Below are 23,032 nucleotides of genomic sequence, written 5' to 3'. Positions count from 1 at the left end.
AATGATTTCAAACTCATGGAAGATTACAAAAATAAATTGGGTAACCTAGCCGAAAAGCTAAAGAAGGAGCCGGCGAAAACCCCTATTCAAGAAGTTCACCCCGTTAAAGAGGCTTCGACGGAAAAAGAGGAGGAAGCGCAGCTAAATACTTGGATTCCAAAGACGTTATTGCGTAGGATGAAATCTTACGGGATTGAAAAAGATCTTTCGCTAAAGGATCTTAACATCTTGGCTATCCGCTATTTCCTTGATACAAAGCCACCTAAAACAATTTCGGACTGATAGATTTAAAAAGGGATTTCATGTCAATTTAGACTATAGTTAAGGGGATTAAACTGCTGTTTTCCTGCAGTTAGCAAGATGTACGTTTGTACCACAAACGGATCTTGCCCTTTCCTCCAAAGTCGGTTCGGGGTTATTGCAAACCTCCGGAGTCGGTTTGTAAAGAACAATATAATGGAGCAAAATAATGAAAATAGGTCGAAGTGGATTAAGGTTCGTTTGAAGCCCAGCGAAGAAGAAGCGTTTAGCAAAGATTTTAAAAAATCAACCTTTCAAAACCTAAGTGAATACGGTCGCGCCATGATTCTGGGAAAACCTGTTACCATAGTTTACAGGGATAAATCTATGGATGAGGTATTGGAAGAATTAATTCAGCTAAGACGGGAGCTAAACTTTATAGGCAACAATTTGAATCAGGCGGTTAAAAATATTAATAGTGCCCATGGCCACCCTGATACAAGATTATGGATGAATTTATTAACGGTAATTAATGGAAAGCTGGAACCCTCCATCACAGAAATAAAAGAACACATTAGTCGATATTCTGATTTATGGTCGCAAAAATTAAAAGCGGGAAAAGTATAATTGGTGCCATTAACTATAATGAGCATAAGGTTAAGGCGGGAAAAGCCAAGCTTATATCTGCAGCTTCCTATGGAAAAGACCAGGATTTGCTTTGTTTTAATGATAAGCTATTTCGTTTAACAGATTTGGCCGAAAGAAACCAACGCACAAAAACTAATACGGTTCATCTTTCTTTGAATTTTGACGTCACTGAAAGAATACCTACTGAACGGTTAATTGAAATCGCGGATGCCTATATGTCTGAGATTGGTTTCTGTAACCAACCCTATTTAGTGTACCAACATTTCGATGCAGGGCATCCGCACATACATATTGTGTCTACCAACATTCAACCAAATGGAACTCGAATAAGCCTTCATAATATTGGTCGCCTAGTTTCAGAACCGGCTAGAAAAAAAATCGAGTTAGACTTTGACTTGGTGAGAGCAGACCTGAAAGATGTAGAGAACAAACAAATTTTACGGTCTCAGATAGCGCCGTTAGAGTATGGGACTACAGATACAAAACGGGGCATTACGAATGTGGTAAATGAAATCATTCGTCAATATAAATTTACAAGCTTAGCAGAATTTAATGCCATTTTAAAAGGCTATAACATAGAAGCAGATCGCGGAAAAAAACAATCCGTAATGTATGATCTTAAAGGACTTCGATATTGGCCATTAGATAGTCAAGCGAAAAAGCTGGGTGTTCCTATTAAGGCCAGTGCGATCTATAAAAAGCCAACACTAAAATATTTAGAGCAGCAGTTTCATCTCGGTGAATTCCTACGGAGACCCTTAAAAAAGCAAGTAAAAGACCGAGTAGATGTCGCTTTAAGGAAAGCGAGAACAATGGAACAGTTCGTTTCCGAACTAAAAGGCTTACAAATAGGAGCCGTCATCCGTGAAAACACCGAGGGTAGAATTTATGGGGTCACCTTTGTTGACCACAAGAATAAGGTAGTATTTAATGGAAGCGATCTGGGAGGGTATAGCGCCGCTGCAATAATAGCGCAAATTCAGTCAGCCGTATCTTCTACAAGTTCCGGAGAAACGGGCGCAGTTAACGATAATATGGGAAGTTTCAAGGGGGAAGTATCAAACCTAGCCAAATCAAGAGAAACATTCTGGGATGATCTGCTCAGTCCCACAGAGGGCAACATAAACGGGATCCCGTTTGAACAAAAAAAGAAGAAGAAAAAGAAAAAGCTAAAATTATAAAATTAAGATTATGCAAACTGGAGAAAATGAACAAGCGCTTAGAAAGATCATGGATTTTACCAGGTATCTGGGGATACTCATTTTGATCCTGCATTTTTATTTTTCATGCTACGATGTGTTTTTCGAATTACATATAAATTATCCAATCGTCGATCGGGTTTTGATAAACATTTATAAACTAAAGATCTTTCAAAATCCGCTAGAGGTTAAATTTTTCGCTGTAATTTTATTAATCGCCTCACTGATTGGTAGCAAAGGAAAAAAGGACGAAAATGTTCGGTTAAAACGAGCGCTTACCTATACAGTGATCGGGTTCTTGATCTATTTCCTAAGCGGAGTACTATTTAATATCAAGGTAGCTCATTTCTATCTGGGAGTTATATATATCGCTTTAACCAGTATTGGCTTTATGCTCATAATTACCGGAATCAGCTTATTGTTCCGAATCATTGACGTTAAACTAAATCAGGATGTATTCAATAAGGATAACGAAACCTTTCCCCAGGAGGAAAGGAAACTGGAAAACGATTATTCAATAAACCTCCCCGCCAAATACAATTTGAAGGGGAAAACACGAAACAGTTGGATAAATATTATCAATCCCTTTCGTGGTTCGTTAATTATGGGTAGTCCTGGTGCAGGTAAATCCTACTTTGTAATCAGGCATATTATTACCCAACATATAAAAAAGGGTTTCAGTATGCTTATTTATGACTTCAAGTTTGATGACCTTTCGGTAATCGCCTATAATGCTCTTTTAAAATACGCAGGGAACTATACAGTAAGACCAACTATTTGGTTCATTGATTTTGATAACATCAAACACCGTTGTAACCCACTGGACCCTGGCCGGATGGAAGATATAACAGATGCTATGGAATCATCCCGAACCTTCATGTTGGGCTTAAATAGAGAGTGGATAAAAAAGCAAGGAGACTTCTTTGTAGAGTCGCCGATTAACTTCGTAACCGCTTTATTTTGGTTCCTGCGCAAATATGAGAAAGGGAAATATTGTACATTGCCGCATGCTATTGAATTAGCTCAGGTCGAATACAAATATCTTTTTGCCTTGCTTTTAACAGAGCCGGAAATTGAGGTGCTTATTAATCCATTTATCTCGGCCTGGAAAAACGAGGCCTATGATCAATTAGAAGGTCAGATTGCCAGTGCCAAAATTAGTATGGCTCGGTTGGTCTCACCTTCCTTATATTACGTACTATCCGGCAATGATTTTTCATTAGACATCAATAATCCGGAAGACCCCAAAATTATTTGTATTGGGAACAACCCAATGAAGCAGCAGGTCTACGGCGCTGTGCTAAGCTTGTATATCTCCCGGACCATCAAACTGGTAAACCAAAAGGGCAAACTAAAAAGCAATCTTATTTTTGACGAATTCCCAACCATTTATTTTAATAATATAGATAGTCTGATTGCTACTGCTCGTTCAAATAAGGTAGCAACTACCTTAGCAGTTCAAGATTATAGCCAGTTAAAAAAGGACTACGGAAGAGATCAGGCAGAAGTGATTATGAATATCGTGGGCAATATCGTTTCCGGTCAAGTAACAGGAGATACTTCTAAACAATTAAGTGAAAGGTTTGGCAAAATTGTACAGGAGCGGCAAAGTGTTACTATTAATTCCCAGGATACCTCAATTAATAAATCAACTCAATTAGATTTTGCTGTACCTGCCTCAAAAATATCAACTCTTTCTTCAGGTGAGTTTGTAGGTTTAGTTGCCGACGATCCCAATAATAAAATCGATTTAAAAGTATTTCACAACTCCATCATCAATGACCATGCGGCAATGAAAATTGAGGAACAGAATTATAAAAAAATTCCTAATATCCGGCAGATCGACAGTGATATGATCATGGCTAATTACCTGGATATTAAAAATGATATTCAGCAAATCATAAACCAAGAGCTTTCACTCCAAAACGAAAAAGTTTAAGTGAACACAGGGGATAAACAGTTGTGACTTTTTCCAGCGTAAATAAGCCTCTATATGTTATAAATAACCTGCAATGCAATTGCGTAATAATTAAAGTCACCCAAAGTATTAATTAAATAAGGGTCAAAACCGTTACCCAATTTGTACCTGTTTTCACCTCGTTTTTTATGGTTCCTTTGATTCGTAAACCAATTACCAATCACTTATCCATCCCCTGGATAATACAAAAAAGAAAGGAACCTTAGTGACACAGAGTAGAATTCAAAGTTGTGGGCTACTCGCCCGCTGATAACAAAAGTTATCTATTAATTAATGATGAGCAAATCCTATTTATAATGGAAAGTGTAATAAAAAGTCACAGAAGAATTCAAATATCCGAGCAGGTAAGAGAGCGGCTAGCAATCGCTATTAGCTGGCTAAGTATGGCTTTATTTTTATATACCGCCTATGCAAAGACCGTTGATCACGATCGTTTTTTAAATGGTTTGTTAAAGGTACAGTTCATAAGATACATGGCTGTTCCTATTTCTTATGCCGTTCCGTCCATTGAGTTAATTGTAGCTTATTTGTTACTGCTTCCTCAAACCTCAAAGTATGGCTTATATAGTTTTATTGCGGTGATGGCGGCATTTACTGCTTATATCGCCAGTGCAATGATTTGGGAAAATACATTGCCTTGCCATTGTGGAGGAGCCATCGAAAAGTTAAGCTGGTCACAGCATTTATGGTTTAATCTCGCTTTTATAGTCTTAGCCATAATTGCCCTCCGGTTAGTTAAATTAAATACATCTTTAAAAAATTAAGAAAATGAAAAATTTCAAAAGAATTGCCTTGGGCTTGGTTGTCGCTGCAATGGCTATTAGTTTTAGTGCTTTTACCAATGTTAAAAGAGTTAATAGTAATTTTTATGTGTATAGCTCAAGTTCACATTTACAGGGTGATATACAAAATTTCAATAACTATATAGCTACCTCTTCTGATCCGTGTTCTGGCGCTACCACAAATGTTTGTGGTGTTACATTGCCAACTGCCCAACCTGTCAATTCAAAACCGATTTCCAGCGAATTTGACGATGAAAGTGCTAACCTATGGGATTCGCAAACTGCACATGCGCCACAAGACGGAAATATCGACATGAAACCATAAAAAGTAAAATGGCGGGAAGTTATTCCCGCCATTTTAAATTAAGGGTTTTGAACAAGTCCGCTTGCGTTAACTGCATTCCGGTCAATTTCGAATACATATCGGGGGTCGCCCGGAGGGAGTTGAAATGTTTGCCCCTCTAAATTTCTTGATAATATTACTTTATAATTTGACTCTTTACTAAATCGTCGCAGGTCTGTCCATCGCAGACTTCTAAATGGCAGATCCTTACGCCGTTCCTGCAAAATAAATAGAAGTAACTGCCCGGGATCGGAAGTATCATAAGGAACATAAGTACCCTGCTTATATCGATTTACCAAGAGATTGTTAATTGTTTGCAACGCTCCCATTGATTTTCCACCTCGCACATCAGCTTCTGCTTTTATAAGATACAGTTCATTCGTTGCAATACCTGTAAATAAAGACGCATTATTCTGCCCGGTGTAATTACCCTTAAATGCGTGACTACCATTCGCATTTGTTTTAAATAAAATAGTTTTTCTTAAGTCGTTCGTTGAATAACTTCCATAAAGTAAAGTATCGATCTTGGCTTTGGAAGAAGACAATGCCGCTGGCGTTGATGTGCGGGCGTCGTATATAACTTCATCGTTGAATTGAACAAATGGGACCGTTGCGGTTGTACTTACATTATTATAATTAATCAATTTATTATAAAAACTAAGGGCAGAATCGGCATATAAACCAGCATTTGGATAATCACTCATGGAAAGGTAAACTCTGGCAAGCAGGCCATATACTGCTGCTTTACTTGGTTTAAATTTCTGAACTGTATTTGCAGGCAATAATGTTACTGCTCGTTTTAAGTCCATAATAATAGAATTATAAGTCTCTGTATTTGTTGACCGTACAGGTTTAACGGCGATATCTGAGGTAAGCCTCAATACGATTCCCAGGTCCACATTTGCCGTATTTTTATCATAAACCTTGGCAAATAGCTGTGATAAAGAATAATGATTAAATGCACGAACAAATAAAGCGCTTCCCTGAACAATGTTTTTCCTGGTCACATCTGTCGTTACAATTTTGGGTAGTGCATCAATAATGATATTTGCATACTCAATGGTTGAATAAGGTGAACTATAATCACCTCCAATCATATCATATTTTTGCCAAGTGTAATAGTTACGAGGTGCGTCTGCCAACGTGCTCCAATCAGGTTTTGTTAGATAAAAATCATCGGAACTTACCTCAGATGCCGATGGATATCGGGCATTGATAAAATTGTAGTTATTTAATATGCCCTCGGCGTCGTCAATCGTCGTCGGTGTAGCAATAGATTGATCTGGTTTGGCGTCCAAGTATTTATTACAAGAATAAATTGGGATGCATAAAATTATAAATAAAAAAACGCGAGAGCACTGCAGATACCTACGTAGCTGTATTCTTGTTATCCTTTTCATATGATTAATGATTTAAAGTGAAGCTTTAATACCTACTGAAAGATTGACAGGCGGAGTTACCTCATATACGATATCAGGATCAATGCCCACATTATTAGCCTTCCACAAAATGAAATTTAATTGATTAGCGTATAAGTAAAATTGCATCGATTTAAAACCCGCAATTTTTTTATGTGGAGTAAAATCATAACTAAAATAAACATCATTCAGCTTGAAATTATCGCCTTTCTCTACGTTAATTGACGCATATTGATAAAATACATCGCGTTGAGAATTTGCCGGATAGGCAAAAGAGGGCACATTTGTATGCATTTCGTCTCCTGGCTTTTGCCATCGTCTTTCGTAGTCAGCATACCCTGTTCCTGAAGTAAGAAGATTTGAATAATTAGTAGTCGGCTTAAGAAAATAATAATTAAGCTTATAGGTGATATTAATAGCCAAAGAAAAATTATTCCATTCGAAATTATTTCTAATGGTGCCAAATATCGGGGGTATTGCTGAACCATTATTTACCTGCTGTGCCAAAGGGGTTTGGGTGAGAGCGTTGTAATCTGAACTAATCGCGCCATCTACATAACCACGCGGATCACCCGTTTTTGGATCGAGCCCAGCCCATCTGTAAGTGACTATTTCATAGGGGTTGTAATTTAAAATCGGAAAAATGTAAGTTCCACTACTAACTAACCCTGTTGTGGCAGGGCTATTGAGATTTCGAGTAACCTTATAGTTTATATAATTAAATAGTAGTGTTGACCGCCATTTAAATTCGCCATTGATATTCAGGGAATTTAATACCAGGTCTATGCCTTTGGTAAATATGCTTGCGGAATTTTGACGTGCGTTTGAAAAACCAACGGTTGGGTCAAGTTGCACGCTATTAATCAGGTCGTCCGAGTGCTTCGTATAATATTCGAATGACCCATTGATCCGATTTCCAAATAAACCAAAATCAAATCCAGCATTCAAAGTTTTAACTTGCTCCCATCTTAAATGCGGATTGGGAGGGGAGTTAATGCCAACGAAAGGTATATTAATTGGATTTCGGGAAGCACTATAATATTGGATCCGCGTAAGAGCCGACTCGTTGGGAGAGAGGTTTCCACTTTCTCCGTAAGTTAACCGCAAACTTAATTCGGGCAACCATGAAATGTTGTAAAACTTCTCCCTGTCAATTTTCCACATGGCACCAGTGGACCACAAGGGCTGCCATTTTTGATTTGTGCTGACGCCAAAAATGTTAGAAGCGTCCCTTCTTGCACTGGCGGAAATGGTGTATTTATTCGCATAGGTGTAGGAGGCATTACTAAAAACAGAGACAAATCTATTAAGCAACTGGGTAAATCTTGTACCATTTGAAATATAGGTATTTCCATAGATCCCATCATAGGTAGGATAAAGATTTACAAAATCCACCGGTATTGTGGTTAATGTGTTAGGATCATAACCATATGTTAGACCATAGGTTGAATTACTTTGATTCTCTCTTATTTCCGAACCAATTATTGCCGATAGTTGATTGTTCTCATTCCATCTATGATCAATGTTTAACTGGCCCCTTATTGCCTGCTGCTTATTAACCGTTTCTTGGATATTTAAAATCGCGTTTTTGGGTAAAATATAGGCGATAGCATTACCATGGATTTGAGTATAAGTATTAATGGCATCACGCGTTGCATACGAATCTAAATCCTGCAAATTATTTACGTCCCCCCAAGATTGCTCATATTGATATTTAACATCCGCTCTCAGCCATTCTAAAATTTTATAAGAAGTACCAAGGTTCACAAGTATATCTGAAGTCTTTGAAGTGTTGTTGTTGTTCTGAAGTTCTTGTAAAGGCCGGTATTTCCAGTCCAGGAGCTTTCCGGCGCCAGCGGTATCGGTAAATGCTTTGTTATAATAAAGATCAATTGAAGCAGGCGAGCCATCAGGGTTTACAAGGCTGGCATAGGGAGAGATTGCGCTGTTAAAAGTTTTATATCCTTCGTAGCCTCCTGGGCTGTTTGCAGTTGAACTTGATTTCGTTAGAATTAAGTCCGTCTGAAGCTGCCATTTTTTAGTCAGATCAATGATATTATTAGATCTGACAGAAAGCCTATCATTTCCATTCCCTATTAAATTATTTAGATCTTTGTCGTAACCTGCCGAAACCAGATAACGGATATTATTTCCTGAACCCGTAAGATTTAAATGGTATTGCTGGTTAGTGGCTTTCCGATAGAGATATTTTTTCATATCGTTTCTAACATCTTGCCCCCTTAGTTGATCAATAATTTGATTTACTTGCGTTGAAGTAAGTTGCCCGTTACGCTGTTGGTTCAGAACGTCAACCACCTGCGAATAAGGAGGGAATGAGGTGTTAGAAAACAAAGCGTCATAATAACCCTGACCGAAGAGGTATTTCTCCAAATCAATATAACTGGTTACTGGAATTTGATTTGCAGAAAACAAATTAGGCTTTGATGCTATGGTTAAACTGGAGTTTATGTTTGCAGTTATGGGTTGATTAACCTTTGCTTTTTTTGTAGTAATAACAATAACACCATTACCAGCACGTGCCCCCCATATTGAGGAAGCTGCTGCGTCTTTTAAAATCGTAATATTCTCAATATCATTGGGATTTATATTGTTAATATCGCCAGAGTAAGGAAAATTGTCAAGAACAATTAACGGGGAAGCCGAACTATAATTTAAGGTACTTAAGCCTCGTATTTGGATCGTGTGTTGTTGAACATCATGATTATCAAAGAGCAACCCACTCGCCAAACCGTCAAGCCTGCTTAATATATCAGGACTTACACGTTGATTAAGCGTTTTGTTGTCTAATTTATAAAACGATCCGGTAACCCTTTCTTTCGGAATATCCTGATAACCTGTACTCACAATTACTTCCTGTAATTCGCTTACTGTAGATGCCATCTTAAGATGAAGCACATTTAAATTTTCCTGTGTGATAAAAAATTTGACAGGCTTATATCCGACATGGGTCAATAACAGCGTATCAGATGGCGATATTAAAACGGTTCCAAATTTTCCATTAACATCACTAGTGGTGCTGGTTTTATCTCTGATAGTTTTTATGGTTACCCCTTGTATAGGCTGCCCTGTCTCTGATTTAATATCACCATAAATGTGTATAGTTCCCTGACCAAATAAAGGCGATATCCTTATTATCATAAGAATTAATATTATGTATAATTTTATTTTCATGGTTATATGAATTAATGTTTGCCTTCAGTTATCTCGATCATTTCGCCGGCAATTCCTTTTTTTATATTTTCCAGGGTAACTTCTTCCTTTCCAGTTATCCCGATGACATAGCCATTGGGACCAATCCAGGCGCAATGTGGAAGACCATGTATCTGAAAATTATTGGAAATAGCGGTGTCTTGCAGTACAATGGGCAGTTTAAAGGGGTGCGAGGACCATTCATTCATCCGGTTAATGACAACTTTTACACCTTTTTCATTATCACCTTCTTTTTTGGGATTTACTAGTAAAACATGAATTTTATCCGGGAATAACCGTTGTAAGGAATCAAGGTGTGAAAATCCATCAATACATGCGGCACACCAGGTTGACCAAAAATCCAGGATAATAAGTTTTCCTTTATAATCTGAAATTTTTGCGAAACTGACCTTTGAATTAATAATGTTGGTAATCTTGACATCCGGCATTTTGTCGCCAGGCTTCAAATCTATTAAGTGAGCTTTTTCTTGCGCTTGTGTATAAAATTTTAGGCATAGCAATGCCAATACGAGTACGATCGTTAATTTTTTCATGAGATTATAATTGATTTAAAAACTAAAAATGGAAAGTAATGGCAGCCGTAGAAGGTAATTAACTAAAAAACTGATCCAGGCTGCCATTTATACTTATCAATCTGGCGGGCAAATGACAAGAAGCCATTGATTTTGGGGAATCATGGTCATTTGTCGTCTCCTTTCTCTGTTTCCTTTTGGTAGCAATACAGGGCCAGGACAAGATCAGGTAATTTGTCGAGGAAAATAGCTAATTCTTCTGAAGAGAAGTTAGCCAGGGTTTTTGAATGATCTTTGAAACCAATTTCAAGCCATTTAAGGAGCTCGTTTTTGATTTCAGCAGAATCGACTACGGACAATATCCGCTCAATAGCCTCTCCGGCATTAAGCAGGTCGTGTCGGTTAAGTGATCTTACTTTGGCAGTCATCCCTGTAATGTTATAAGGGACCTTGCCATGATGCCGAGGCAATAAGGCGTGGAACCCCACTTATTGCAACTAGGTACCTAGGAGAACCGACGACAATAAGGGAGCCCACGCCTATGGCGTGAGCATTCCACCTATCATCTCGCCGTTATTGAAATTTCCTAGGTTTCAGTTACGAGATTCAAAGCGAATGCTTCTAATATTTTGAAGTGTCGCTAAATTAATAAAATATAAGAATGCAAGATAAGAAATATTAATATGTATGTCAATAGTCCTACAGATATTTTTTGCGAATAATCGACTTTTCACCTATGAGTAATACTCGAAATGAAAGCGTTTTAGTAGATTTTGGTAAAAACCTTCAGAAAATTAGGAAAAAAAAGGGAATTAGTCTTCGTCAATTAGAAATCCTATCTGAGGTCGATTTTAGCGAGATACATAGATTGGAAAAAGGTAAAAGAAATCCAACTCTTACAGTAATAATTGCATTGGCAAAAGGATTAAAAATAGAAAGAGCAGAGCTTTTAAATTTTTAACTTAAGCAATCAGCTCACTTCAACAAATGAATACTACAGTTTTCATGAACGTCAAAGTCTTATAAATTCAAAAACAGATTCAATTTTCCAATTAAGATTCAAGTTACAGGTGTTGATGAGATGGATGTGATGTAATAAGCATAAGCAGAAATATGAATATTCCACCTAAGATTAATAATGTTCCGAGTACTGAGCCAATCCATTCCATAAATCTGATCAGACCCATTTTTTCATAGGATGAAAAAAGCTGCACGCCAGTAACGGATCGTCTGTAAAATCTCCTTCTGCCAATCCAATATTTCAATGAAACTCCAAGTAATGCGACACAAATTCCAAGTCCTTGCATTCCATGGTTAGTAGATAAGGTGGTTAAAAGTATAGGCTGATAATTTTTCATATGGCAGGAGTATGCCAATTAACAACAAAAGAATATTCAAATGGTTGTGTTCGAAGACCTCAATAATTTCTTAGATTGCTAATGGCTTTATAACTAAAGTTTCAACGTCGGCGGTAAGGTTATGTAGCGGACAAACTACCCGGGCCATCTTTTTTAAGCATTTCGGTTCCCAAATGCAGACACTTTTTCCCCTTACAAACGACGCCGCCAAATACTTGATACCAATTCTCGTATTGCTCAAACTTCAACTTTTGCCTTTCATTAGGCTTCTTGGGGACGTTGAAGACGGTTTGTAATCTTTTGTACATTAGGCTTTTGATGACGATACCTTCAAATTATATCCTTGGCGGCTTCTGGTATAATAAGCGCCGATGTATGGCCCGAACAAAGACTGAGTTCATGTTACATCCGTGGATGCAGCGGGATTATATTTACAATAAGAGGGACATCTCACATCTTCGTGGATTGGGATTAACTCGGGCAATTCGAACCTGTTGTCGGGCAGTTAATGCCTTTTTTGAATGCCTCGTTCCCTGGATATTTGAAATATCAAATCAATCACCAATGAAACCGTCATTAAAATCAACAACAAAACAGGTTAGGAACAATAAGTTCACTTTAATAAATAAAACCAGCTTAGAAAAAGTTGCCATTTGGATCGGTCAGCATGATATACCTTTCTTTATTGGTAGTGCAGGTATGATTGTAATGCTTATTTGGGGAGGGTTGTTTAAAATGACCGCTTCTGGAGCAGAGAGCATTACACCCCTAGTATCAAACAGTCCTCTGATCAGTTGGCATTTCAAAGTTTTTGGCCCGTATGTTGGTTCAGATATCATTGGGGCGACTGAAATCGGGGCGGCACTTTTAATCTTAATTGGTTATATCAAGCCCAAATTTGGCATGGTGGGAGGATTAATCGCGACCCTGATGTTTTTTATCACCAGTACTATGTTTTTGTCTACTCCTGGAGTAATTGCTCACATTAATGGGATGAGTTATATGAGTCTGAATGGCTTGTTCCTATTTAAGGATATAATTTCTCTAAGCTTGTCCCTATATCTTGTTAACCATTTTGGAACTCATTGATGTATGCTCGAACTTATACGAATGCAACAAAGAATTTATCTGTAAGTCAATATTTGTAATGTAACCATTCTAATATATTCAAATGTTCAAAAAAATTTTATACCTAATCTTTACTTTACCACAGTTTGTATTAGCGCAAGGAAATCAGTCAGAAATACAAGGTAAAGCCCCGACAATTCAGAATGGCGCAAAAGTTTACTTGGTGCGTTATGAACAACAAAAGAAAATAGTTGATTCCGCATCGATCAAACAAGGAGCTTTTAACATTAAAGTTAAAGGTGATTTTCCAGTGCTCGCTTATATTTTTCTCAATAAGAAAGGAGACGGCCTGGAAAATTCCGGAGACATGAAAAATATTTACCTTGAAGAAGGAGTTATAAAAGTATCTATATTAAAAGACTCAATAAAATATTCGTCTATAAGCGGGAATCGAGCTAATGAAGACTATGAGATATTTATTCGTAAACATGAACCGATTAGTAATAAATATGATTCATTATCGCGGGCAAAGGACCAGCTAAGTTCAAATAGTCCTATCGAGAGACGAAGAAACCTGGATAGCTTGTTAACGATATATCGGCAGCAATCCTTAAATGTGACGATGACATTCATCAAAGATCATCCGACATCGCCGGTCAGCTTGATAGAACTGGCTAATTTGACTTATACCAAAATTGATATCAAAGAGATTGCAAATCTTTTCAAGAATCTTTCGCTGAATTTAAAACAAACTCTGCGTGGAAGAAACCTTAAAATTAAAATCGATAGGCTATTGGAACTCGCCAATGGTACATTGGCACCCAACTTTTCACTTCCCGATATTGCTGGTAAAAGTATAAGTCTTTCATCGTTAAAGGGGAATTATGTGTTACTCGATTTTTGGGCCTCATGGTGTTATCCTTGTCGTCTGGAAAATCCCAACCTGGTAAACCAAGTTGCTAAGTATAAAGGGAAAAACTTTATTATCCTGGGAGTTTCTTTGGACGGCCCCGGCAATAAAGAAAAATGGCGAAAAGCTATTGAGGATGACCATATTACATGGCTTCAAGTTTCTGACCTGAAAGGTTTTAAAAGCCCGGTGGCTCAAGCCTTTAATATCTCTGGCATTCCTCAGAATTTTTTAATAGATCCGGACGGAAAAATTATAGACCGAAACTTAACCGGAGACGCATTACAAAAAAAGTTGCAGGAACTTTTTAATAAATAACAGTAACGGTAAAACCTTCTAAATAAGAAAAGACAGGATGGTGCTACCCTGCCTTTTCTTATTTTCATCCTTGCCAATAATAATTTACCTGGCGGGCACGCTTCCAAACAGAGAATTCAAGCCTTCCGCCATTGTGGGATGAGAAAATATCATATCGCGTAATATGGTATAAGGCAATTGCGCCGACATAACGACTTGGACCGGCGCCAACAGTTCCCCTGCTTCTACCCCAAAAGCACAGAATCCGAGGATGCGATCACTTTCTGTATCAACAAGAGCCTTCATAAAACCTTTGGTTTCTGAAAGTGTTCTCGTGCGTAGTATTGCGCCAAAAGGAATTTTCGCCAATCTATACGCAACCCCTTGTTCTTGAGCTTCTTTCTCACTTAAACCAATTCTGGCAAGTTCAGGATCTGTAAACATACAAAAAGGTACTTGCCTGCCAGTTGTTACTTTGTTTCCACCTAATATATTGTCAACAACAACGTGGAAATCATTTTCTGAAATGTGTGTAAAGTGCGGACTGCCTGCACATTCTCCAGCTGCCCAAACATCGGTGGCGGTGGTTTCCAGGCGGTCATTTACTTTAATGTAACCATGACGAGTGACTTCAATTCCAGCTAGCTCTAACCCAATTCCGCTGGTATTCGGAATACGGCCTGCGGCAACCATTAAATGCGATCCTTCAATCACCTTGGTCATGTCTTTTTGCATATAATTGATTTTAACGAATTGGCCCGATTTACCTTCCACGCTTACAATATGAGCACTTGTTATGATATCAACTCCTTCCTCGCTTAAGACATTATATAATTCTTCCGAGATATCATCATCCTCGCGATGAATCAAACTCCCGTTACGTTCGATCAGTGTCACTTTGCTACCAAAGCGACGCATTGCCTGCGCAAATTCAATCCCAACAAAGCCCCCACCTAAAATGATAAAATGTTCTGGCACCAAGTTCAACTCCAGTGCTTCCACATGGGTCAAAGGGTTAGCATCTTGCAAGCCAGGTGTGGTTCCTATTGCAGCGTGAGTGCCGGTATTGATGACAATTCTTTTCCCTTTTAATATCCGAACACCTCCGTTGGAACTCTTAACTGAAAGGGTTTTCGGCGCAACAAATTGTCCTTCTCCCATAATCAGATCAACGCCACTTTGCTTATACAGGTCATGATGAATATTGACCAGATCAGTAACCATTCTACGTTTGCGTTCGCGAACAGCTGACATGTCAATCTGCCACTTCTCTTTGGTGATACCAAACGATTCACTTTGACGCACATAGTTAGCAACTTTTGCACTGTGAATAATGTTTTTACTTGGTAAACAGGCAATATTAGGACAGGCTCCTCCGACATATTGTCGTTCGACAACAGCTATCTTCATCCCCTTTTTTCCCAATGTCCAGGAAATTAACTTGCCGGCTGCGCCGCTTCCTAAAACGACAAGGTCATATTCTTCCGTGTCAGGATACTGATTTAAAGTGTTTTCTTCGCTCATTTAATTAGTTTTTCTATTATTTTAGATTATCAAAGATGACGTAAAAAGGAGCATTGAAACAGGTCTGTTTTTCCCGACTTTATAATTGTACATGATAATGTTCAGTTATCCTTTGTTGATGGATTATGAATTTGAACCAATAACTGTAAGGCCTATATCTGCTTTGTTCCTAAGATAGGAGCTTGTAACTCCTAATAAGTTAAGTTGCTCCGCAGATGGGGTTTTCGAAGATAGTCCTGGTTGAATAATAAAAATTTCAAATTCTACTGGGTAACGTTTTTTGACGATTTGCCAAAGAAATGTAAGAACCTCCTTGTCACCATGTTCAATGCGAGAGCATGATTTATCCCCACGCTTTTTAATTTCACGTCTTAACAAGTGGCCGAAAAACTCTGTTGGTTCCTTAAATTTCCAATTCACTGATTTCATTGCCTGTCCACATACTTCGTATAAATCATCAATTCGCCGACTAACCGAACCGGATTTTGCATATTTTAAATGATATAACTGGATTTGAACATATTCTGGAAATTGCTTTATTGTAATCACGTCAGCGATTTCTCCACTATAATCATCATCATATATTATATCAAAATCGCCATTTTTTAACTCCTGAATAATATGATATTGAATGGAATCTGTCACCTTAGGATCGATCTTTTGCGCCTCGTTTCTTAGATTGACACCGTCCCAACTTCTTCCTATAATATGTTCTTTTGGATAGCCTGGAATTAATTGTTTTAGAGCAGTGTAGTCATTTCCGATAAGGACAGAACCATCCACAAACCACCAAACCATCGGGTTTTCATAAAGAAATTCCTCAATTAGCACCTCTCGTTTCCCTTGCACGACTTTACAGTCAGGAGCTGTCAGATTTAGTTTGACAATTTTAAAATCGTCAAACTTGCCATTATTGAAAAATACCTGTTTATAACGCAGTTTATAATTGGGGCTTACCAATTCAAATAGGAGATCACCATCTTCTGACGGATTAATTATGAGAAGCTCAGTTTCATAAAAGAAGAAAGGTATATCATTAATAACAAAACTTATTCGTGTTTCAGGTTCTAAAAAAACTTCCTCATCCCAATCTACAGCAAATGGTATAACATTCGGCCTTGTGGGTAGCGGAGTAGATAGTAACGTATCCTTTAAAATTGTATTGGGGTCGATGTCAGTTCGGATTAACTTCTTCCCAACAGCGGTACAAAATTCAACCAATTCTTGAATATCGCCTTTTCGATGTGACCATATTCGGCCCTTATATGAACAACCCAAAGACACCTTCAAACCATCCTCATAGCCAACTCCCGCGACAAACGCCTTTTCACTTCCTTTTTGATCGGCAGCTTCTAATGCTTTTTCAATGTCATAACCAGTATGCATGGTGAACGAACGGTTTTTTCCTAGAAACTCCTTTAGCCCAACGTTTTGAAGACGTACTCGTTCTATTTTATAAAAAGCTTTGAAAATATTGATTTTGTTGATGATCTCTGCTTGTTGTCCAATGATAGCGACTGCAAGGTCACGATACAATCCAGCATTATCACTCGCATTAATAAATAGGAGGTTACTTTTAGTATCCCAGTGAATAACATATAATGTCCAAATGATATCATAGATATCTTTAGATACACCCCAGTCAAGCTTCGCTTTCTTACCCGTTATTATTACTAATGTTTTTTTATCGGAGTTAAGAGAGGGAAATAAATAATCCAAATCATCAACTTTCGGAATTCCTTCTTCAAAATTCCCCGGAAACCAAGAGTCGGTATTGTTCTTATAGACTACTGTGCTCAATGCTGGTGTTAGTCCCTGAAAAGGAATTTTACTTTTATCGAGGTCTTTAAACCCGTCTAAAAATTCCCCAAAATCCACTTCTTTGTTTATGCGCGATGTGCTTACCGTTGGAAGGATAGTATTCCAATCAGCTCCTAACGCGTAGAACTCCTCTAGCTCTTTCGTAACGTTAGAATCCTTTAAGTTTACAATAATGCTGGCATCCCCTAATTCTTCATCATATTTGGTTCTCGTAAACCTACCTGCCAATTGCACGGTGATTGGAAGACTCTTTCTAATATCATGAAAGGCAGCGATTTTCAGATTTGGTAAGTCAAATCCTTCACCAAGCATGTCAACGCATACCACGATTCTCGCCGTTCTATTAAAGATTTCTTCTTTTGCTTCGTCTCTTTCCTTTTTACTCTTACCAGTATGGATTACAACTGATTTAAAGTCAGTGTACTGTTCATATAGTTTATGAATTGCATCTGCTCTTGTCTGTGAATTGCACCGAGCCATTAGAATATGATCATATTTTACAAGATCAGACCGTAATTGTTCTATCGCCCGATCTGCAATTACCTTATCGGCTTTTTTCTCGTCCCATTCGTTTACTTGAATAAGGTGTATCCTTTTAAAATACCCATCCTCCTGCGCTTTACGAAGGGAGTAATTAAATATAAATTCTCCATCAATACTTTGTCCATCATTTCGAAACGGCGTCGCGGTAAATTGTACGACCTTTTCCGGCTTTGCTAGATTTCTAAAACTTAACCAAGTCGGGGCTTTAACGTGATGGGCCTCATCAAAGAAAATATGGGTGGCTTTATCTGCTAATAATTTTTTTTGATCCAGTTTTGCTTCCGAAATTAAGTCCATAGTGGAAACAATCACATTACATTGATTTATAAATGCTTCAAGCTCGTCAATAGTTTTAAAGTTTTCACATAGGATACCAACAATTGGTTTTTGAGCTTCAGGAGAAACGATATTAAATAATGGGTTTTGTAAATGCCCAAGAGTTATAAACTTATTTGCTATCTGTTCCCTCAAAGGGTCTGTCGGCACAATAACAAGTAGTTTACGACAGCGCTCTGAAACGAGTAGCGATAACATTGTTTCGGTTTTACCGGTTCCAGTAGGCATCACTACCGTTCCGATTTCGTCTCCAATGCGCCAATGAGACAATACATTGAATATGGCGGCTATCTGTGGCTTTCGGAGTCCGAATATTTCATGCTCAAGATCTTCTTCTTTAAATGTAAATGTGCCTTTCCAGCTTTCTATCACTTCTTCTGGATCGTAGTCATTATTTAATCCAGGATATTTTCGCCAGCTCAGTTTCGAATCATAAATGTTATTAAGAGCAGGTTTTGTGTCAGTAGAAATGACTTTTGATGCGCCGCTTGTATCGCTTTTCCCTTTTTGAATAATTCCTAAGCGACCGTTATCAGTATTAACTATAAGGAGAGAGTCCGATACTTCAATGCTTTCTGATTTGATATCAAGCTTTTCCGCCAAGTGTTGAATGATTATATTCTTTCCAAACTTTTTTTCTTTAATAACAGCGGGCAGATGTAGAGTTTTCATTTGAACAAATAATTGCCAACTAGCAGACTGGCAGTGAATCGGATAAAGTTTACATCCAAATATAGATATTTATACTCCATTTATTGATAGAGCTCTGATTATCAAAAATATATTGCAATATTTCAGAACTCACGTATGTTGTCAAAATACTGCTGATTTCAAGGCGGAATTGAAGTAGTTGGAAATTAAATATTATTTTTATAAATTAACAAGCGATATATCAACTTCGCTGACCAATTTGTACTCTAAACCTATAATCAGTTATGTATATCTCCTCCCTCTCTATTCGAAATTTTAGAAACTTCAAATGTGCCCGATTCAAATTTAACGATGGGATCAATACAATTATCGGAGAGAACGGGTCGGGTAAAACCAATTTATTTTTTGCAATAAGGATTCTGATAGATGACACGTTGCCGCGTTATATCCGTTTTAATAGCACGGATTTCAACCGCTCGCTGGGTTCCAATTGGGCAGGCCATTGGATTATCATCTCTATAGTATTCGACGAGCTTGATGCCAGTGAGGAGGCGCAGGCGCTCGCTGTACAATCCAGCGGGCATATGGATACCAATACAAAAGGCAGTTATGCCGTCTATTTTCGGCCAAAATACCAGTTCCGGAAGGAACTCTTTGACTATTCGCAGACTCTCGCTAAGGATGCGGCCGGCCTGAAGCTATTGCTCGACAAAATATCGCTCGACAACTATGAAACGGTATATCTCAGTCGTGGATCTGCCGATTTTTGTGATGAAGCCACCTATAAGCAATATATCGGCGACTTTGAGACCATTGAATTTCCAGATCCGGATCAAAAAGAAGAATTGATCTTCGGCACCTGGCTGCCTAAAGAGATCAATATTCATAACGAGGTATCCTGTACCTTCATCAAAGCCCTGCGCGACGTGGAAAGCGACCTGAAATCATATGCCAATAACCCGCTGATCAACTTGCTCCGAGGCAAGGAAAGAACGGTTGCGGTCGCGAAACAGCAGGAGATCATTGACAGTATCGATAGTCTGAACGAGCAGATAAGTTCCCTGGATGAGGTAAAAAAAGTAAAAAAAGGAATCGATAGGTCCTTAAAAGAAACGGTCGGCACAACCTATGCACCTAATATTAACCTGAAATCAGAATTGCCGAACGAAATGGAAAAGCTTTTCCAATCGTTAAAATTATGGGTGGGCGACCCCGATGACGAAGGCTATGAGGGTCGTTTATGGGAACTCAGCCTCGGAGGCGCCAACCTGATCTATTTGTCCCTGAAATTATTAGAATACGAAAACGTAAAAGCGGACAAGATCGCAAACTTTCTGTTAATAGAGGAGCCTGAGGCGCATATCCACACGCATATCCAGAAAACACTTTTTAATAACCTGGGCACCAACCAAACGCAAATACTCATCTCCACTCATTCCACCCATATCTCATCGGTCAGCAAAATCAGCCGGGTCAATATCCTCTGCCGTGGCAAACAGCAGGCCGCTGTCTTCCATCCGTCCAATAACTTAACGGATATCGAGATCGGAAGGATAGAGCGGTACCTGGATGCGGTAAGAAGCACGCTGCTTTTTGCAAAGGGCATCCTGCTGGTGGAAGGCGATGCCGAGCAAATACTGATACCAGAGATGTTCCAAAAAGTATTTGGCTTAAGTTTGGACGAGATCGGTTTAAGTTTGGTTAATATTGGCAGCACCGGGTTCAAAAACGTAGCGCGACTATTTCATACCGACAGGATCCAGAAAAATTGCGCGATCGTGACCGATAGCGATCTATCTATTGTGCCCTTGGCCGATGATCCGGATGAGGATAGCGATGAAGAGAAAAAATGCCGCGCTTCCCAAAAATCCGGCGCGGAACGGAAAACAGACTTGGATGCTTTTTGCAAAGGCAATAAATATTTAAAGCCCTATTATGCCACCTATACTTTTGAGGTCGATCTATTGATGAATGCCAATAGCCATGAATATGTAAGTTGCTTGCCCAAAATATATAAAACGCCCGGCAACATTGCAACATCCAAGGCGAGACTGGAAGATGATGACGTGGCCGTAGCGGGATCGGAAGTGCTGCGGTTGGCGGAAAAATTTGGGAAAGGCTGGCTTGCATTGCTGGCGGCAGAACAGTTGGTTTACAACACTTATATCCCGGACTATATCTTAGAGGCCATCGCCTTTAGCTCGGCTCACCTCAACCCCGCTTCCAGGGCGAAAGCCGTGCGGCACCGGTTAAAATCTTTTAAGGGCCATGCAAAAAGTAGTGACTATAGTGCGGCCATGAGTTTTGTCACCAGGGATAAGGAGAACCAAGAATTGGTTGACGATTTTTGTAAGGTTTTTCCGGAAGATCAGTTAACGCAATTCTTAGCAATGATATGATCCTGGCCAAACTGAATAAAGAGCAGAAAATAGCGGTTCAGCAAGACGGCCATGTACTATTAACGGCATGCCCCGGCAGCGGAAAAACTCGCGTGATCATTCATAAACTGGCGCATGAACTAAGTATGATGGCGGAGGGAAGTAAAAAGAAGGTGATGGCATTAACGTTTACCGTCCGGGCATCAGAGGAGATTTTCCGGAGGCTGAATGCGATGGGTATCAACAGCGATCAAATATGGTCGGGAACCCTACATTCATTTTGCCTTGAATGGATCATTCGCCCTTATTCGTGTTACCTGCCCGAATTAATGAATGGCTACACCATCGCCGACGAAACCTTTTGTGCCGATCTGATCGATACTTTAAAGGTAAAGCATAAATTAAAAGCCATCGATCCCGTCAATTTCCGGTTCAACCGGGACGGGAGCTTTGCAGAACCTAAGTCGATCCAAAGGGAACTGTTAAAAGAATACCACGCGGTACTAAAAAAGAAGAAACTGATCGATTTTGAATTACTGCTGTTATATGCCTACCGGATATTGATTAGTCTTCCTAAGATCCCGCAGACCCTGTCCAACCTGTTTAAACTGATCTGCGTAGATGAATACCAGGATACACAGGATCTGATGTATGCCATTATTTGCCAGATCGTAAAGACTGGCAAAACGAAAACATCCCTGTTTCTGGTCGGTGATACCGACCAGGCTATTTATGCCTCGTTGGGTGGAGTGGCTAAAAATATCGCTGAAATTAAATCGGAGATCGGCGGCTTGCCGATAACGCCCCTCACGCTGACGGGCAACTATCGCACTTGCCAGCGGGTAATTGATTTTTATTCTCATTTCCAGACCCAAAAGATAAAGATCGAAGCGGTGGGCCAAAACGCAAAACAGAAAGGGATGATCACATTTAATAATGTGGTGCACCACGGTGGGATCGTTGAAGAAATTGCTAGGTTGATCCGCATTAGCCTTGACAAGGGTATTCCTGAAGGTGAAATCTGTGTGCTCGTGCCACAATGGTGGTTGATCACTTCAGTTTCAAAAAAACTGAGGGCAATCCTGCCGGGTGTTAATTTTGACGCGTCGGGATTGGCGCCTATGGCCAGGAACAGGGATAATATCTGGTACAAGTTGTCAAGGTTGTTTTTAACTGGGCCTAATCCGAGAATCTATGCCTTGCGCTATAAATGGGCTGAAGAGCTCATTAATGATTTTAGCAGCCAGACGAAAGCCAATTTTGAGGAGCAGTTTCAGCATCCAAAATCACTGCTGCGGTTGATCAATAGCATTAAATCGGTCGAGACAGAAGGCATGCCTTATTTGCATGACTGTTTCGATCAGTTTCTGGTGGAGGTGAAGATCGACTATTCGTTACATCCTTCTTTGGTGGAAAACAGGAAATTATTTTTTGCACACATCGAAAAGCGCTTGAGCGATCCCGTTTTCAGCATACCCAGCGATATCCTTTCATTCAAAAGCTTCTACCGGGAAATGAGCGGGGTCATCATCAACACCTGCGTGGGCGTTAAAGGTGAGGAATTCGAGACTGTGATCGCTTACGGGCTTCTAAACGGCTATATTCCGCACTGGAACGAGATATTTTCCGGGAACGCGAATGAAGCTTCCAAAAAACTGATGTATGTGATCTGCTCAAGGGCCAAGACCAATTTGCACCTCATCAGCGAAAAAGGCAGAACGACAAAAAAAGGAGATGAACTGGCCATGAACCCGGAACTAAAAGATGTTGTATTCGATTATGATATACATTAAGC

17 protein-coding genes are annotated in these 23,032 nt (G+C 39.1%); 11 read left to right on the top strand and 6 right to left on the bottom strand.

Features of this window, described 5'->3' with window-relative positions; genetic code table 11:
• The first annotated feature begins 15 nt into the window (after window positions 1–15).
• The 6 genes from SNE25_RS04755 (at window position 16) to SNE25_RS04730 (ending at window position 5,172) form a co-directional block, all read left to right on the top strand.
• Window positions 16–282: a hypothetical protein gene (locus tag SNE25_RS04755; protein WP_321563946.1), complete on the top strand. Its 267-nt coding sequence runs from the start codon at window positions 16–18 to the stop codon at window positions 280–282.
• A gap of 174 nt (window positions 283–456) precedes the next feature.
• Window positions 457–867, top strand: coding sequence for a plasmid mobilization protein (locus SNE25_RS04750; RefSeq protein WP_321563945.1), 411 nt, complete (start codon window positions 457–459; stop codon window positions 865–867).
• A complete protein-coding gene (locus tag SNE25_RS04745; protein WP_321563944.1) occupies window positions 834–2,069 on the top strand; it encodes a relaxase/mobilization nuclease domain-containing protein in 1,236 nt (411 codons plus the stop codon). Before SNE25_RS04750 ends, SNE25_RS04745 begins: the two co-directional genes overlap by 34 nt.
• Before the next feature lie 10 nt (window positions 2,070–2,079).
• Window positions 2,080–4,026 carry a conjugal transfer protein MobC gene (gene mobC / locus SNE25_RS04740; protein WP_321563943.1) on the top strand — a complete coding sequence of 649 codons (1,947 nt, stop codon included), beginning with the start codon at window positions 2,080–2,082 and terminating at the stop codon, window positions 4,024–4,026.
• 335 nt (window positions 4,027–4,361) lie between these two features.
• The gene (locus SNE25_RS04735; protein WP_321563942.1) at window positions 4,362–4,829 is read left to right on the top strand and encodes a MauE/DoxX family redox-associated membrane protein; all 468 of its coding nucleotides are present in this window, start codon (window positions 4,362–4,364) and stop codon (window positions 4,827–4,829) included.
• Window positions 4,830–4,833: 4 nt separating this feature from the next.
• Window positions 4,834–5,172: a hypothetical protein gene (locus SNE25_RS04730; RefSeq protein WP_321563941.1), complete on the top strand. Its 339-nt coding sequence runs from the start codon at window positions 4,834–4,836 to the stop codon at window positions 5,170–5,172.
• A gap of 38 nt (window positions 5,173–5,210) precedes the next feature.
• Here SNE25_RS04730 and SNE25_RS04725 read toward each other — a convergent pair whose 3' ends face one another.
• The 4 genes from SNE25_RS04725 to SNE25_RS04710 form a co-directional block, all read right to left on the bottom strand.
• Window positions 5,211–6,590, bottom strand: a complete 1,380-nt coding sequence (locus tag SNE25_RS04725) for a RagB/SusD family nutrient uptake outer membrane protein (protein ID WP_321563940.1) — start codon at window positions 6,588–6,590, stop codon at window positions 5,211–5,213.
• Window positions 6,591–6,602: 12 nt separating this feature from the next.
• Window positions 6,603–9,800 (bottom strand): SusC/RagA family TonB-linked outer membrane protein, encoded by a 3,198-nt coding sequence (locus tag SNE25_RS04720; protein WP_321563939.1) that lies wholly within the window; start codon window positions 9,798–9,800, stop codon window positions 6,603–6,605.
• An 11-nt stretch (window positions 9,801–9,811) separates the two neighbouring features.
• Window positions 9,812–10,372, bottom strand: coding sequence for a TlpA family protein disulfide reductase (locus SNE25_RS04715; protein WP_321563938.1), 561 nt, complete (start codon window positions 10,370–10,372; stop codon window positions 9,812–9,814).
• 146 nt (window positions 10,373–10,518) lie between these two features.
• On the bottom strand, window positions 10,519–10,779 hold the full coding sequence (locus SNE25_RS04710; protein ID WP_321563937.1) for a hypothetical protein: 261 nt from the start codon (window positions 10,777–10,779) through the stop codon (window positions 10,519–10,521).
• Window positions 10,780–11,087: 308 nt separating this feature from the next.
• Between SNE25_RS04710 and SNE25_RS04705 the strand changes: the two genes are divergently transcribed.
• The 3 genes from SNE25_RS04705 to SNE25_RS04695 all read left to right on the top strand — a co-directional run bounded on the left by SNE25_RS04705 (window position 11,088) and on the right by SNE25_RS04695 (window position 14,005).
• Window positions 11,088–11,312 (top strand): helix-turn-helix domain-containing protein, encoded by a 225-nt coding sequence (locus SNE25_RS04705; RefSeq protein WP_321563936.1) that lies wholly within the window; start codon window positions 11,088–11,090, stop codon window positions 11,310–11,312.
• 961 nt (window positions 11,313–12,273) lie between these two features.
• Window positions 12,274–12,798, top strand: coding sequence for a DUF417 family protein (locus SNE25_RS04700; RefSeq protein WP_321563935.1), 525 nt, complete (start codon window positions 12,274–12,276; stop codon window positions 12,796–12,798).
• Window positions 12,799–12,880: 82 nt separating this feature from the next.
• On the top strand, window positions 12,881–14,005 hold the full coding sequence (locus SNE25_RS04695) for a TlpA disulfide reductase family protein (protein ID WP_321563934.1): 1,125 nt from the start codon (window positions 12,881–12,883) through the stop codon (window positions 14,003–14,005).
• A gap of 84 nt (window positions 14,006–14,089) precedes the next feature.
• On the opposite strand, the gene SNE25_RS04690 is transcribed toward SNE25_RS04695, so the two are convergent.
• Window positions 14,090–15,508 carry a dihydrolipoyl dehydrogenase family protein gene (locus SNE25_RS04690; protein ID WP_321563933.1) on the bottom strand — a complete coding sequence of 473 codons (1,419 nt, stop codon included), beginning with the start codon at window positions 15,506–15,508 and terminating at the stop codon, window positions 14,090–14,092.
• Window positions 15,509–15,631: 123 nt separating this feature from the next.
• Complete coding sequence (locus tag SNE25_RS04685) at window positions 15,632–18,880, bottom strand: DEAD/DEAH box helicase (RefSeq protein ID WP_321563932.1); 3,249 nt, start codon at window positions 18,878–18,880, stop codon at window positions 15,632–15,634.
• Window positions 18,881–19,143: 263 nt separating this feature from the next.
• Here SNE25_RS04685 and SNE25_RS04680 point away from each other — a divergent pair, with 263 nt between their 5' ends.
• Both SNE25_RS04680 and SNE25_RS04675 read left to right on the top strand, forming a co-directional pair.
• Entirely contained in the window at window positions 19,144–21,258 is a 2,115-nt protein-coding gene (locus SNE25_RS04680; protein WP_321563931.1) for an ATP-dependent nuclease, read from the top strand.
• Entirely contained in the window at window positions 21,255–23,030 is a 1,776-nt protein-coding gene (locus SNE25_RS04675) for an ATP-dependent helicase (protein WP_321563930.1), read from the top strand. Before SNE25_RS04680 ends, SNE25_RS04675 begins: the two co-directional genes overlap by 4 nt.
• The last annotated feature ends 2 nt before the right edge of the window (window positions 23,031–23,032 follow it).

It is taken from the genome of Mucilaginibacter sabulilitoris (genome assembly GCF_034262375.1).
In the GTDB taxonomy this organism is placed as follows: domain Bacteria; phylum Bacteroidota; class Bacteroidia; order Sphingobacteriales; family Sphingobacteriaceae; genus Mucilaginibacter; species Mucilaginibacter sabulilitoris.
Note: the sequence above shows the minus strand (reverse complement) of the source record. Positions and strands in the feature narration are given on the sequence as shown.